Here is a 15,273-nt window from a genome sequence, read left to right as displayed (position 1 = left end):
CCCTGGCCCAGATAGAAGTGGTATCCTTTTTCTGGCTTCTTTAGCAAGGAAAAGATACAAGCGGATAGCTGGAAATAGCTTCTTATAAAACTAAATATCATACTAATTATTTAAGAAATCGCCCTCAATTTTAAATAATAGTACGTACTGAATTTTCCTCTTAAAATATTTAGAAAAATACTTTATATTTACTACAATATAATTGACAAACCCTTAGTTATGCATTTAACCCGAAGTGGTTAAAAACGTTCTGTCAATTTTAATTTGTAACCTTATAACTCTAAATAAAAGTGAAAGTAAAAGGATTAAGTCTCGTGTTTTTTGTGTTTTTTATTTTTCAATCCTGTGGTCGAAAATCAGCTGCAGATTTTAATTCAGATTTTTCATTATTTAAAGAGTATATAACCAGTTTTACGGGCGGAATCGTTTCTTCTGATTCTGATATTCGCGTAGTTTTGGCTTTCGATAAAAAAGAATGGAAAGCCAATCAGGTTTTAGACAGCGATTTACTGGATATCTCGCCAAGTATCGACGGAAAAGTGGTAGCGCTTTCCAGCAATACCGTTGCTTTTATTCCGGAGAAAAAATTAAAACCCGGAACAGAATATCAGGTTACTTTAAACCTGGATAAACTAATTACAATCCCGAAAGAGAAAGAGGCGACACTTTCGAAATTTAACTTCACGGTAAAAACAATCAAGCAGGATTTTACAATTAATACAGCAGATATTCAGTCGTATAGTAAACAATACCAATATTTAAATTGTGTGCTGAAAACCGCAGATAATATTGATATTGAAACGGCTCAAAAATTAGTTTCGGCAAATCAAAAAGGGGATAATCTTAAAATTAAATTCGAAAAAAAATCGGGCACAGGTAAAGAATTCAATTTTATCATTGATAGTATTCAGCGTTATGATGAAGCGACAAATCTTGAGATTAAGTATGACGGAAATGATTTTGATATCGACCAGAAAGGTCAATTAGATTATGCGATTACCAGCATTAATGAATTTAAAATCGTAAAAGTCGATGTTCCGGAAGGAAGCAATCAGTCGGTTTTGATTAATTTTTCGGAACCTTTAGAAAAAGGACAGGATTTTAAAGGATTGGTTTCAATTCAGAACACTAATAACTTAAAATTTTCGACTCAGGGAAATGTATTAAAAGTTTACTTTACAAACGAAGCTGAGGCTAAAAAAGAAACCCCTGCTCCGGTTGTGGTACAGGAACCGGCATATGTTACGGTTGACTCTGCGGCAGTTGCAGTAGATTCCGCCACTGTTGCGGTAGATTCTGCTTCAAGCGATGCAGTCGAGGTTGTTCCTGACGAAGAACCTGAACCTGTTATAACAGGAGAATTACTTTTGGAGGTTTTTGAAGGAATCGAAAGCCAGTACGGAAAAAAAATGGACTCGAATTATACCGGGAAAATTACTTTTGACCAAATAAAACCAAGTGTTCGTTTTATTAAAAACGGAACCATTCTGCCAAGTTCAAACAATCTGAAATTGAATTTCGAAGCTGTAAATTTAAGTGCGGTTGATGTAAAAGTGTATAAGATTTACAAAAATAATATTCTTCAGTTTCTTCAATACAATGAATTAAACGGAAGTCAGAATCTTAAAAAAGTAGCACAACCCATTGCTAAAACAACCCTGAAATTAAATGAAAGTAGCTTAATAAATCCTACCAGATGGAACACGTTTGCTTTAGATTTATCTAAAATAATTACACCGGAACCGGGTGCAATCTATAGAGTCGAATTTGTTTATAAAAAGAAATATTCTTTATACAAATGCGAGACATCTGAAGACGATCAAAATGATGAAGAGGAAGAAGATGTTGAGGAGAATGATGTAAACTACAGCGGAAACTCTTATGACGATTATTACTATGATGATTATGAGTGGAGGGAAAGCCAGGATCCGTGTTCAGGTTCGTACTATTATAATGCCAGAATTGCAACCAATATTTTAGCGACAGATTTAGGTGTTATTGCTAAAAGAGGCGAGAATAAATCGTATGTATTTGCCGTAAACAATATTGTTACGACAGAACCGGTTTCAAATGCGAGAGTAGATCTGTATACCTATCAACAGCAAAAAATAACAACAGGAGCTACAAGTAGTGAAGGAATTGCTTCTTTCCAGCTGGATAAATTCGCTTATTTTGCCATTGTTACTTTAGGAAATCAGTCGACTTACGTAAAACTGGATGATGGACTTTCGTTATCAGTAAGTAATTTTGATGTTGCCGGTGAGACTCTACAAAAAGGTCTAAAAGGATTTATTTACGGAGAACGTGGCGTTTGGCGTCCGGGAGATAATTTGTATTTGTCATTCATCTTAAATGATGCTGCGAATAAACTTCCTAAATCACATCCGATTAAATTCAGACTGAATGATCCGAACGGAAAAACGACTTATCAGACGATTCAGAAAACGAATGAACTAAATCATTATTCGTTTATAGTTCCTACAAGCGCAGATGCTCCAACAGGAAATTGGGAAGCCATGATAAGTGTTGGTGGTGCTAAATTTTATAAAAGCATTAAAATTGAAACCATCAAACCAAATCGTTTAAAAATAAAGAATAATTTCTCAAGAAAAACACTTTCATCCTCTTATCCAAACACCAGTAATCTTGAGGTTACATGGCTTCATGGCGCAATTGCAAAAAACCTGAATGTAGAAATGCAGGCTAAGTTTTCGCAACAAACCACAACTTTTAAAGGGTATGAGAAATTCGCTTTTGATGATCTGGTAAGAAAATTTAGTACAGAAGAAATCAATGTTTTCTCCGGAAAATTAAACGAAAACGGAAAAGCAACAGTAAATATTGAACCTAAATTACAAGGTCAGGCTCCGGGAATGCTTCGCGCTTCATTCATTACAAAAGTATACGAAGAAGGAGGAGATTTTAGTACAGATGTAATTTCGACAACTTATTCGCCTTATAACACATATGTGGGTATAAAATCTCCGGAACCTAATAAATACGGAATGCTTGAAACGAGAACAAACAACCGTTTTGATATCGTTACTGTAGATGAAAACGGAAGACCAAAATCTGTTAGAAATCTTGAGGTAAAAGTATTTAAAGTAGAATGGCGCTGGTGGTGGGATGCTTCGAGTGATAATTTATCGAATTATAATTCTTCGAATGCCACAACTTCATACAAAACATATGTAGTTAATACTGATGCGAGCGGAAAAGGATATATTCAGCTTTCTTTGACAGATGAAGAATGGGGACGTTACTTAATTCGTGTTTCTGACGGAACCGATGGGCATGCAACTGCCTTAACCGTAAATATTGACTGGCCAATCTGGTCGGGTAAAACACGTAACAGAGATGCTTCGACAGCCAATATGTTAGTGTTTTCTACAGATAAGAAGAACTATGCAGTGGGAGAAAAAGCTCAGATATCTTTCCCTTCAAGTGAAGGCAGACGTGCTTTAATTTCGATCGAAAACGGATCAAAAGTAGTACAGACCATTTGGGCAAAAACGCAAAAAGGAGAAACGAAAGTAGAAGTTCCGATAACGGCAGCCATGGCTCCAAATGTGTATTTTAATATTACATTGTTACAACCGCATGCATCGACTAAAAACGATTCGCCTATTCGTATGTACGGTATTGTACCTATCGAAGTTGTCGATAAAAATACGATTCTCGCACCTACACTTTCTATGCCTGATGTTTTAAAGCCAGAACAGATATTTACAGTAAAAGTAGGGGAGAAAACAGGTAAAGAAATGACCTATACTATTGCGGTTGTGGATGAAGGTTTACTGGATTTAACCCGTTTTAAAACACCAAATGCCTGGGATAGTTTTTATGTCCGTGAAGCTTTGGGCGTGAAAACCTGGGATATTTATGATGATGTAATTGGAGCGTATGGCGGAAAAATAAATCAGATTTTCAGTATTGGAGGAGATCAGGATTTAGGTGGCGGAAAAGCTAAAAAAGCCAATCGTTTTAAACCTGTTGTGTTGTATTACGGACCATTTAAATTAGAAAAAGGAGAAACAAAATCACATCAGTTAAAATTACCAAAATACATTGGTTCTGTCCGAACTATGGTGGTTGCGGGTGATGCGAATACAAGTGCCTACGGAAGTGTAGAAAAAGCAACTCCTGTTCGTAGTCCGTTGATGGTATTGGCTTCGTTGCCAAGAAAAATTTCACCTTCAGAGAAAGTGACGATTCCGGTAACGGTTTTTGCAACCGAAAGTAAGATTAAAAACGTGTCGATTCAGATCAAAACAAGTGCCGGGTTAAAAGTAATGGGAAGCGCAACTCAAAGATTGAATTTTGCACAGCCTGACGAAAAAATGGCTTATTTTAATTTAGTAGTAGGTTCTGCCACCGGAATTGCAAAGGTTCAGGTGATTGCTACTTCAGGAAGTGAAAAATCAGTCTATGATGTCGAGATTGATATGACGAACCCAAATCCGGTTACCAGTACTTTTACTGATGTTATATTACCTCCAAACAGTACCAAAACCATTTCGTGGAAGACTTTTGGAGTTGCGGGAACTAATAAAGCGAGATTAGAAGTTTCGTCAATGCCGACAATCAACCTGAATGGAAGATTGCAGTTTCTTATTCAATATCCGCATGGATGTGTCGAACAAACCACTTCGTCTGTCTTTCCGCAATTGTTCCTGAATGATGTGGTTGATTTGGATGCAACCAGAAAAGGGCTTATTCAGAAAAATATCACTGCCGGAATTACCAGATTAGGAAGTTTTCAATTGTCAAACGGAGGATTGTCATATTGGCAAGGAAACACCGTTGCAGATGATTGGGGAAGTTCGTACGCCGGACATTTCTTAATTGAAGCAGAGAAAAAAGGATATGTTTTACCCATTAACTTCAAATCAAAATGGATTTCGTATCAGCAAAAAGAAGCGAAACAATGGCGTTTTGAACCGAAATATGGTAATGATCTGGCTCAGGCTTACAGATTATATACATTGGCTTTAGCCGGGAATGCAGATTTATCTTCAATGAACAGATTACGCGAAACAAAAGGCATTTCGAACGAAAGCAAGCTTCGTCTGGCTGCTGCTTATGTTCTGGCAGGACAAAAATCAGCCGGACAAAACCTATTGTTACGAACTAGTATTGATAATGAATCAGATGGTTATAATTATTACTATTATGGTTCAAGCGAAAGAAACAGAGCCATGGCTTTAGAAACGATGTTGCTTTTAGGACAAAAACAAAAAGCATTTGCAATGGCCTCAAAATTAGCCAAAGAAATGTCTAATAACGAATGGATGAGTACGCAAACGACTGCTTATTGTTTGTATGCGATGTCGAAATTTGCCATTAATAATGGTCCAAAAGGAATCAATATTCAGTTTAATAAAAACGGAAAAGGTGAAACTATAAGTACTCAAAAAACAATGGCAGACAGAAGTCTGGTTGTTCAGACAGGTGCTAATAGCGTTACACTAAAAAATAACAAAAACAACACCATCTATGTTCGCGTTTTAAATACCGGAATATTACCTATTGGGCAAGAAAATGTCATTCAGAGTGATGTTTCGGCAGCTATTGTTTTCAAAAATAGAAAAGGCAGCGTTATCAACGTTTCGAAAATTAGTCAGGGAACCGAGTTTATTGCTGAGGTTACGATTAAAAACCAACGAAATGAAAGTGTTCAAAACGTAGCCTTATCGCAAATTCTGCCTTCGGGATTTGAAATTGTCAATACCCGTTTTACGGATTATGGCGATGCTACAAATAATATTGCAGATTATATTGATATCCGCGACGACAGAACAAATTTCTATTTTGGAATAAAAGCAAGAGAAACAAAAGTCTTCCGAATTTTGCTAAACGCCTCGTATCTTGGTAATTATTACTTACCTGGATTACAATGCGAAGCGATGTATGACAATACATTCCTGGCAAGAACTAAAGGATTCTGGGTTGAGGTGGTGAAATAAATTTACGTATCCTAACAGGTTTTCAAAACCTGTTAGGATATGAAAAAGCAATAAGATTACTTTGAAAAATAAACTTATAGCGTTCTCACAACGCATTATAAACTGGATTAAAAAAAATAAAATAAAATCAGCAATTGCATTCCTGCTCTTGCTGATTTATTATTTCTCTATACCCCGAACTTTGTTTCAGGAACCCTATTCTACAGTTATTGAGAGTAAAGAAGGAGAATTGTTGGGCGCTAAAATTGCCCGTGACGGACAATGGCGATTTCCAGCGCAGGATAGCGTTCCCGATAAATTCAAGAAATGTATTGTTTATTTTGAAGACGAGTATTTTTACAAACATCCCGGTTTTAATCCGGTTGCAATGGTAAATGCGATCAAACAAAACAGAAAAGCCGGAAAAGTAGTTCGAGGAGGAAGTACATTGACACAACAAGTGATCCGATTATCCCGAAAAGGGAAAGGAAGAACTTACTTCGAAAAGTTTATCGAAATTATCAAGGCAACGCGATTAGAATTAGGATATTCTAAAAATGAAATACTTGAATTATATGCAGCTCACGCACCTTTTGGAGGAAATGTCGTTGGACTTGAAATGGCATCCTGGCGTTATTTTGGCGTGCAATCGAATCAGTTGTCCTGGGCTGAGAACGCGACCTTGGCCGTTTTGCCGAATGCGCCAAGTTTAATTTATCCGGGTAAAAATCAGATTAAGTTACTGAATAAACGAAATCGGCTTTTGTTGAAACTTCACAATGAAGGAATAATTGATCAACAGACGTATGAACTTGCTATCGAAGAACCACTGCCTCAAAAGCCGTATGATTTGCCTCAAATTGCACCTCATTTATTGCAAAGAGTGGCTAAAGAAGATGAAGGAACACGTGTAAAAACGACTATTGATTATGCTTTGCAAAATAGGGTCAATCAAATTGCCAGATATTACTACAATCAATATAAGCAGAATGAAGTTAATAATTTAGCCATTTTAGTAATCGATGTTTCGGATCGTAATGTAATGAGTTATGTGGGAAATGCCCCAACAGATAAGGATCACCAGAAAGATGTTGATATCATTGATGCGCCAAGAAGTACCGGAAGCATTCTAAAACCTCTTTTGTATGCTGCAATGTTAGACGATGGCGAATTATTACCCAATACTTTAATAGCAGATATTCCAACACAGATTGCAGGATATACACCTCAGAACTTTAATCTTACGTTTGATGGGGCTGTTCCTGCGCATCGGGCTTTGTCAAGGTCTTTGAATATTCCTGCTGTTTTGATGTTGCAGGATTTTGGTGTGAATAAATTTTATGAAGAATTGCAAAAATTCAAGTTAAGGGATATTAATAAAACGCCGGATCATTACGGATTATCACTTATTTTGGGCGGTGCCGAAAGTAATTTATGGGATTTATGCCGAACTTATGCTAACTTATCTTCTACGGTAAATTATTATACTAAGAATAAAGAAAAGTATAGAACCAAAGAATTTACAGAACTCAATTATAGACATGATTTTGAGCCTGATTTTGGCTCAGAAACAGATCAGAAGAATATCTTAGGCGCCGGATCGATTTGGTTAACGTATAATGCGATGGAAGAAGTGAACCGACCAGAAGGCGATGAAGCCTGGAAGTTTTACGACAGCTCCTTAAAAATTGCCTGGAAAACCGGAACGAGTTTTGGAAACCGAGATGCCTGGGCAATTGGTACAAATTCGAAATATGTTGTGGGAATTTGGGTGGGGAATGCAACAGGTGAAGGTAGGCCAACTCTAACAGGAGTTACAAGTGCAGCACCTATTTTGTTTGATGTTTTTAATTTATTGCCTCGACAAAGATGGTTTCAAACACCTTATAAAGATCTTGATCAGGTTGAGGTTTGTCGTTTGAGCGGTTATTTAGCAAAAGACGGCTGTCCGAAAATCAAACAATGGGTTCCTAAAAAAGGAAAGTCTACAGCGGTTTGTCCGTACCATAAAACAGTTCATTTAGATAAAACGGAGCGATTTCAGGTAAATAGTAGTTGCGAAAGTATTGATAATATACTCACTAAAAATTGGTTTGTTTTGCCGCCCGTAATGGCGTGGTATTACAAAAGTCAGCATATTGAATATTTGCCCTTGCCACCTTTTAAGGAAGGTTGTGAAGGAACTCAAACGACAACGATGGATTTTATTTACCCAAAAACGAATAGTAAAATCTATTTAACGAAGAATTTTAATAGCGAATTACAACCGGTAATCCTAAAAGTTGCTTATTCAGAAAGAGATAAAGAATTGTTTTGGTATGTTGATGATGTTTATAAAGCAACGACAAAAACATTTCATGAATTGCCTATTACGCCAACTGCAGGAATACATTATATTACAGTTGTAGATGCTTATGGAAATGAGATTAGGAGGAAAATAGAGATTGTGAGGGAATAGTTGTAAAGCAAATACCCATTTTTTAAATTGCTTCGCCTGTTCGCTAACCCTCGGCTCCAAATTCCAAAACTTGATCGTATCTTGAAAATAGAAATTGTGAGGGAATAAGTAGTGAGGGTTTTATTACATGATTCTAATTTTGGTATATGCATTTTGATTGCGCGAAAATCTGAAAGTAGCTCCAAAAGTAAAACCTTTGATTACGGGTATTTTGTCCTTATTATAGGGTTGCGAATAGCCGAAACCTAAATCTATCATATTTAAAATCGTCACCCCTGCCAAGGCATATGCGTGTTTATCTGAAAGTCCACTCTTAACAAACAGGACTTCTCTGTTATAGGATAAATGCAAATCTGGCAGACCATAGTAAGTGCCGTTATACGAAGTAACTCCAAAGCCTAATCCTAAAAACAGCTTGTTTTTGTTTTCACAAGCTAAACAAAACTCCAATCCTCCAATAAATTGACTTTTAGTCGCAATTTTATAATCCAGGTATAAAATTGGCCATTCTGGAAATTCAAATTTATTTTTAGTGGTTTTGTAATTGAAATCTCTTGATTCTAAAAGAGTATTATTTTCATCATACCATTTTGCTTTTCCAATCAGGTATTGTCCATCTTTATCTTTAGAATAGCCTTCAAATTGAAGTTTATTATTTTTTATATAATGATCATTAATCACGTAAACTGAATCAACAGATTCTATTTTGTAGCCAATTGCATTTTTGGTTTTTATTTTTACGGGGTTAATCCTGTAATAAACGGCAGAATTTTTAATGGTGTTTTTCCAATTCTGATCAAAATAGATGGTATCGTTTTGGGCTGTTATCTTTGAAGAAAATAAAAGAAGAATTGCAAAAAGGCAATAGGTAACTTCTTTTTTAGATAAAGAGCAAAAAGATGTGGATACTTGCATATTTTGTTGAATTAGTTGAAATGAATTTTTACAAATGTAGTTAAGTGCATATGTTTTTATAACTACAATAAATCTTTATTATAGTGTTATAAGACAGATTATTTAAATATAAGACATAAAAAAACCGCCAGTCTTTAGAGAGGCGGTTTCTATTTTTATTCTGAAATAACATTTCCTTTTTTATCATAGAAATGGTATTCTAAGTACGTGTAAGCGTCACGAGGTATGATTTTCACCCATTTCTTATGTTCAAAAAACCATTTTGAACGTAATGATGGAAAACCTTGACTGAGGTATGCAGCCACAAACGGATGTACATTAAGCACAACATTTTTGTGGATTTTTAAAATTCTGTCCAGATCAGATTTGATTCTGTCAATGATTAAAATTGGCGCTTCAATTTCGCCATGTTCATTGTTAGGATCTTCTTCTCTGGTTTTAATATTAACTTCTGGTCTTACGCGTTGTCTGGTAATTTGAACTAAGCCAAATTTACTAGGCGGTAAGATTTTATGCTTTGCTTTATCGTCGCTCATTTCTTCTCGCAAGAAGTCGAACAGAACCTTCCTGTTTTCAGGATTAGACATATCGATAAAATCTACTACGATAATTCCGCCCATATCACGCAAACGAAGTTGTCTGGCAATTTCAGCGGCAGCAATCATATTTACTTCCATGGCAGTGTCTTCCTGGTTAGTCGCCTTATTCGAACGGTTTCCGCTGTTTACGTCTATAACGTGAAGAGCTTCAGTGTGTTCGATAATAAGATATGCGCCTTTACTCATGGAGACGGTACGTCCAAATGAAGTTTTGATTTGTCTCTCTATATTGTATTTCTCGAAAATTGGAGTGTCATTTGATTGATAAAACTTAACAATCGATTGTTTTGAAGGTGCAATTTCTTGCAGATATTCCTTCGTTTGATGGTACAACTCTTCGTCATCTATCTGAATACCACTAAAGGTATCGTTGAATACATCTCTTAATATCGAAGAAGCTCTGTTGAGCTCTCCTAATACTTTTGAAGGATGATGAGCAGTTGGTAATTTTTTACACATTGCAGTCCATCTGCCAAGCAGGTTCTGCAAATCTTTTTCTAATTCGGCTACGTTTTTGCCTTCGGCTACTGTGCGAACAATAACACCAAATCCTTTAGGTTTGATCGATAGAACAAGTTTTTTTAGACGATCCTTTTCTTTTTTGTCTTCTATTTTTTGAGAAATAGAAACGCGGTCAGAAAACGGAACGAGAACAATAAATCTTCCTGCCAATGAAAGCTCAGCGCTTATCCTTGGGCCTTTGGTAGATATAGGTTCTTTTACAACTTGAACTAAAACAGATTGATTGGCACTTAAAATATCAGTAATGATGCCATCTTTGTCAATCTCTTTTTCAAACTGAAAGGTTTTTAGGGAGAAATCTTTTATTTTACCTGCGCTTACAAGTTTTATGAATTTCAGTTGGGAAGCTAAGTTAGGTCCTAAATCGTGATAATGTAAAAAGGCATCTTTTTCGAAGCCTACGTTTACAAAAGCAGCATTAAGTCCGGCAACGGGTTTTCGTATTTTGGCAATAAAAATATCACCAACCTGAAAGTTGCTTTTCTCTTCTTCCTTGTGTAATTCAATTAGTTTTCCATCTTTTAATAAGGCAAAATCTACGGCTTCAGAACTAGATCTAATGATTAATTCTTTATTCACACTGTAAATTTTTATCCAGACTTTTAGTTTCAGGTTTTTAAGTTTCAAGTTTCAGGTTTTACAACTCATAACTCATAACTTATAACTCATAACTGAATTGTAAGGATGGATTAAACAATATTTTTAACAGGTATTGAACCCGGGGAGCTTAGATTTCTGGATTATTCGATGGTTGGATTTTTAGAAATCTAATAATCTAACTAGCTAGCGATCTTATAATCTAATCTCAATTTCAATGAACGTTTAAAAAGAAAAAAGTAGTTTAAAACTACTTTTTCTTTTTGTGACGGTTAGCTCTCGCTCTTTTTTTTCTTTTGTGCGTAGCTACCTTATGTCTCTTTCTTTTTTTACCACTTGGCATATCGTGTCGATTTTATGATTAATTAATAGTATTATTTTGCTTCGTTATTTGTTTTTACTCCTTCTACAAAAACTTTTGCAGGTTTAAACGCAGGAATGTTGTGTGCTGGAATTTTGATAGTGGTGTTTTTAGAAATGTTTCTACCAGTTTTTTCAGCTCTTGTTTTTACAATAAAGCTTCCAAAACCTCTTAGGTAAACATTGTCTCCAGTCTCTAGTGAAGTTTTCACTTCTTCCATAAAAGTTTCTACTGTTGCTTGAACATCTCCTTTTTCAAGACCTAGTTTCTCTGAAATTTTCGCTACGATATCTGCTTTCGTCATTTTCTTTCCTATTTTATTTTATAAATGGTGTACTATTTTTTTGAGTTTGCAAATATAGGAATTAAAAAAATAATTAATCAAGCTAATTCGTTAAATTTTAATTACATAAACATTTACTTTTGTATTCTAAGTATTTTACGATGAATTTTTCTAACATATTGATAAAATGGTATTTACAAAACAAACGTGATTTGCCATGGCGAAAAACAACCAATCCATACCATATTTGGCTCTCAGAAATTATGTTGCAACAGACTAGAGTTGCGCAAGGAACGCCTTATTTTTTTGCTTTTACGGAGGAATTTCCTACTGTATTTGATTTGGCAAATGCCTCAGAAGAGCAGGTTTTAAAACTTTGGCAGGGATTAGGGTACTATTCCCGTGCCCGAAATTTGCATAAAACGGCTCAATATGTCGCAAATGATCTTAATGGAATTTTCCCTGCTAATTATGCAGCACTATTAAAGCTAAAAGGTGTTGGTGAATATACCGCCGCTGCAATTGCCTCTTTTTCTTATAATGAAGCCGTTCCTGTTGTTGACGGAAATGTATTTCGTGTACTTTCCCGCTATTTTGATATCGAATCAGATATTTCTCTGCCTGCAACTAAAAAAGAGTTCACAGAACTGGCAAAGGAATTAATGCCAAAGGATAACCCTGCAATATTTAATCAGGCGATTATGGAATTTGGTGCTTTGCAATGTGTTCCCAAAAGTCCTGATTGCCCGGTTTGTGTTTTTAATGATAGTTGTCTGGCACTTCAGAAAAAGAAAGTTTCAGTTTTGCCTGTAAAATCGAAAAAGCTAAAAGTGACCAACCGCTTTTTTAATTATCTAATTTTAGAAGATGTTTTAGGAAATACTTTAATTCAAAAAAGAACAGCTAAAGGCATTTGGCATAACTTATATGAGTTTCCTCTTTTTGAAACTACAGAAATTGTTGGTTTTGATGTTGTTTCAAAAGCAGCTCAAAATGATATTTTTCCTTCTTATACTATAGTAAGTATAGAGGAGTGTACAGAAACAACTGTAATCCATAAACTTTCGCACCAACATCTTCATATTCAGTTTTGGAAAGTTAAAACTGACGAAATAATTAAAAATGGATTGAATTACAGTGATTTAAAAACTTTTCCTTTTCCTATTGTGATTTATAATTTTATTGAAAAGCAGGAAATAAATTGCTAAAAAAATGTATCTTTGGGATAAATACCACTAATAGATTATGAACGGAACATTAAATAAAGTGATGCTAATTGGCCATTTAGGTGATGATGTAAAAATGCATTATTTTGATGGAGGAAATTGCATTGGACGTTTTCAATTGGCTACAAATGAGGTTTATATTAATAAAACTACCAACGAAAAAATAACTTCAACAGAGTGGCATAATTTGGTTGTGCGCAACAAAGCAGCTGAAATTTGTGAAAAATATCTTTCTAAAGGAGATAAGATATATGTAGAAGGACGCATAAAATCCCGCCAATGGCAAGCTGAAGATGGTACTACAAAGTATACTACCGAAATTCAGGTTACCGAGTTTACTTTCTTGACTACCAAAAAAGAAACTGGAAATCATAAGCCGGCCAGCGAACCAGAATCCGTAAAAAATACTAACTTTGACGCGACGAGTGAAGGCTTACCTATAAACGATTTGCCTTTTTGATTGTTTAACTAATCTTTTTTAATTTGGACCCGGAGCCCAGTTTGTTCGCTACAACTTTAGACATCAATTTAATTATTGGTTTTGTCGGAATATTTATTTTGCTGTTTTTATCAGCAATTGTCTCAGGTGCTGAAATAGCACTTTTTTCTTTATCACAAAAAGACATTGATGATGCCTTGCAGGAAAATCTTCCAAAAGGAAGAATTATTTCGAGTCTTTTAGATAAACCCAAAAAACTTTTAGCGACCTTATTAGTAGCCAATAATTTCTTTAATATTGGAGTCGTTATTTTATTCTCCTTTGTAGGCCAAAATATTTTTGAGACTATAAGTTCACCGGTGCTTAAGTTTATTCTTGAGATCATCGTGGTTACTTTTTTTATTTTATTGTTTGGAGAGGTTTTGCCTAAAGTATATGCGAGCCGAAACAATATTAAATTTGCGAAACGAATTGCGTACCCCATCGCAGTTTTAGATAAATTGCTTTCACCAATAAGTTTACCTATGCGAAGTGTTACCTTATATTTGCACAACAAATTAGGGAAACAAAAAAATAGTTTTTCTATTAATCAGCTTTCGCAGGCTCTTGAGCTTACAGATTCTGAAGGAACATCAAGCGAAGAACAAAAAATACTGGAGGGAATTGTTTCTTTTGGAAACACAGATACCAAACAGGTAATGAGCCCGAGGATTGATATTTTTGCATTAGAAGTATCAGAATCATTTGATGCAATTTGTCCTAAAATAATTGAGAAAGGGTTTTCAAGAATTCCGGTTTATCGTGACAATATAGATCAGATTGAAGGGGTTTTGTTTGTTAAGGATTTGCTGCCTCATATTGATAAGGAAGAATTCGACTGGACTTCTTTGGTTCGGGAAGCCTTTTTTGTTCCCGAGAATAAGAAACTGGATAACTTATTAAAAGATTTTCAGAGCCTTAAAAGTCATTTGGCTATTGTGGTCGATGAATATGGCGGAACTTCGGGATTAGTGTCTTTAGAGGATGTTATTGAGGAAATAGTAGGAGATATCAGTGATGAGTTTGATGATGAAAATTTGAACTATTCTCAGATCGATGAAAAGAATTTTCTTTTTGAAGGAAAGATTAATATGAAGGATTTTTACAGGATCATGGATGTTGATGAAGATGTTTTTGAATCGCATAAAGGCGAAGCCGAAACATTAGCAGGGTTCATTTTAGAAATTTTGGGCAATTTCCCTAAGAAAGATCAAAAAATAGCTTTTCAAAACTGTGTCTTTACTATAGAAACAGTAGATAAAAAGCGAGTAAAACAAATAAAAGTAACAATAGATTAAAAAATGCTGAAAAAAACAATTTCTATAGCAACAATTTTGCTGGCATTAACTGTTTTAAGTTGTAAAGATGATGTCGTGCCTAAGCCTTCAGGTTTCCTGCGTTTGGATTATCCGGAAGCAAAATATGTTAGTTTTGAAAATAATTGTCCTTTTACTTTTGATATGAATGAAGCTGCGGTGATAAAAGGAGAAAAGGATTGCGGATTTGCAATTACCTATCCTAAAATGAAAGCAACTATTTATCTGACCTATAAACCCGTAAATGGTAATATTGAGAAATTGCTGAAAGATGCTCAAAAACTTACTTACGAACACGTTATAAAAGCCGATGATATATTAGAACAGCCCTATTTAAACCCGCAAAAAAAGGTTTATGGTATGTTTTATCAGGTGGATGGAAATGCGGCTACAAACTCACAATTTTACGTAACAGACAGTACAAAGCATTTTATAACAGGATCGGTTTATTTTTATGCCAAACCTAATTTTGATTCGGTGATGCCGGCAGCGAGTTATATCAAAAATGATATGCAAAGATTGATGGAAACATTAAAATGGAAATAGAAAAATCAAAACATAAAAAAAAGGGCG

9 protein-coding genes are annotated in these 15,273 nt (G+C 35.1%); 6 read left to right on the top strand and 3 right to left on the bottom strand.

The window, feature by feature from the left end; genetic code table 11:
* The first annotated feature begins 290 nt into the window (after positions 1-290).
* Both ACQY44_RS10125 and pbpC read left to right on the top strand, forming a co-directional pair.
* The gene (locus ACQY44_RS10125) at positions 291-5,966 is read left to right on the top strand and encodes an alpha-2-macroglobulin family protein (RefSeq protein ID WP_428230239.1); all 5,676 of its coding nucleotides are present in this window, start codon (positions 291-293) and stop codon (positions 5,964-5,966) included.
* Positions 5,967-6,027: 61 nt separating this feature from the next.
* Complete coding sequence (gene pbpC / locus ACQY44_RS10120) at positions 6,028-8,403, top strand: penicillin-binding protein 1C (RefSeq protein ID WP_428230238.1); 2,376 nt, start codon at positions 6,028-6,030, stop codon at positions 8,401-8,403.
* A 123-nt stretch (positions 8,404-8,526) separates the two neighbouring features.
* Here pbpC and ACQY44_RS10115 read toward each other — a convergent pair whose 3' ends face one another.
* The 3 genes from ACQY44_RS10115 to ACQY44_RS10105 all read right to left on the bottom strand — a co-directional run bounded on the left by ACQY44_RS10115 (position 8,527) and on the right by ACQY44_RS10105 (position 11,701).
* On the bottom strand, positions 8,527-9,318 hold the full coding sequence (locus ACQY44_RS10115) for a hypothetical protein (protein WP_428230237.1): 792 nt from the start codon (positions 9,316-9,318) through the stop codon (positions 8,527-8,529).
* A gap of 155 nt (positions 9,319-9,473) precedes the next feature.
* A complete protein-coding gene (locus ACQY44_RS10110) occupies positions 9,474-11,018 on the bottom strand; it encodes an Rne/Rng family ribonuclease (RefSeq protein WP_428230236.1) in 1,545 nt (514 codons plus the stop codon).
* 392 nt (positions 11,019-11,410) lie between these two features.
* Entirely contained in the window at positions 11,411-11,701 is a 291-nt protein-coding gene (locus ACQY44_RS10105) for an HU family DNA-binding protein (RefSeq protein WP_007805026.1), read from the bottom strand.
* A 140-nt stretch (positions 11,702-11,841) separates the two neighbouring features.
* On the opposite strand from ACQY44_RS10105, the gene mutY reads away from it, so the two are divergent.
* The 4 genes from mutY to gldD are packed head-to-tail and all read left to right on the top strand — an operon-like array spanning position 11,842 to position 15,246.
* Positions 11,842-12,888: an A/G-specific adenine glycosylase gene (gene mutY, locus ACQY44_RS10100; RefSeq protein WP_428230235.1), complete on the top strand. Its 1,047-nt coding sequence runs from the start codon at positions 11,842-11,844 to the stop codon at positions 12,886-12,888.
* 37 nt (positions 12,889-12,925) lie between these two features.
* Complete coding sequence (locus ACQY44_RS10095; protein WP_428230234.1) at positions 12,926-13,366, top strand: single-stranded DNA-binding protein; 441 nt, start codon at positions 12,926-12,928, stop codon at positions 13,364-13,366.
* A gap of 23 nt (positions 13,367-13,389) precedes the next feature.
* Positions 13,390-14,682: a gliding motility-associated protein GldE gene (locus ACQY44_RS10090; RefSeq protein WP_428230233.1), complete on the top strand. Its 1,293-nt coding sequence runs from the start codon at positions 13,390-13,392 to the stop codon at positions 14,680-14,682.
* Between the two features lie 3 nt (positions 14,683-14,685).
* Positions 14,686-15,246 carry a gliding motility lipoprotein GldD gene (gene gldD / locus ACQY44_RS10085; protein WP_428230232.1) on the top strand — a complete coding sequence of 187 codons (561 nt, stop codon included), beginning with the start codon at positions 14,686-14,688 and terminating at the stop codon, positions 15,244-15,246.
* The last annotated feature ends 27 nt before the right edge of the window (positions 15,247-15,273 follow it).

The organism is Flavobacterium sp. (assembly GCF_965277525.1).
Lineage (GTDB): Bacteria > Bacteroidota > Bacteroidia > Flavobacteriales > Flavobacteriaceae > Flavobacterium.
Note: the sequence above shows the minus strand (reverse complement) of the source record. Positions and strands in the feature narration are given on the sequence as shown.

Bases quoted from the DNA above. Each gene is read 5' to 3' on its own strand.
- ACQY44_RS10115 (WP_428230237.1), bottom strand. From the start codon at position 9,318: ATGCAAGTATCCACATCTTTTTGCTCTTTATCTAAAAAAGAAGTTACC.
- ACQY44_RS10105 (WP_007805026.1), bottom strand. From the start codon at position 11,701: ATGACGAAAGCAGATATCGTAGCGAAAATTTCAGAGAAACTAGGTCTT.
- mutY (WP_428230235.1), top strand. From the start codon at position 11,842: ATGAATTTTTCTAACATATTGATAAAATGGTATTTACAAAACAAACGT.
- ACQY44_RS10095 (WP_428230234.1), top strand. From the start codon at position 12,926: ATGAACGGAACATTAAATAAAGTGATGCTAATTGGCCATTTAGGTGAT.
- gldD (WP_428230232.1), top strand. From the start codon at position 14,686: ATGCTGAAAAAAACAATTTCTATAGCAACAATTTTGCTGGCATTAACT.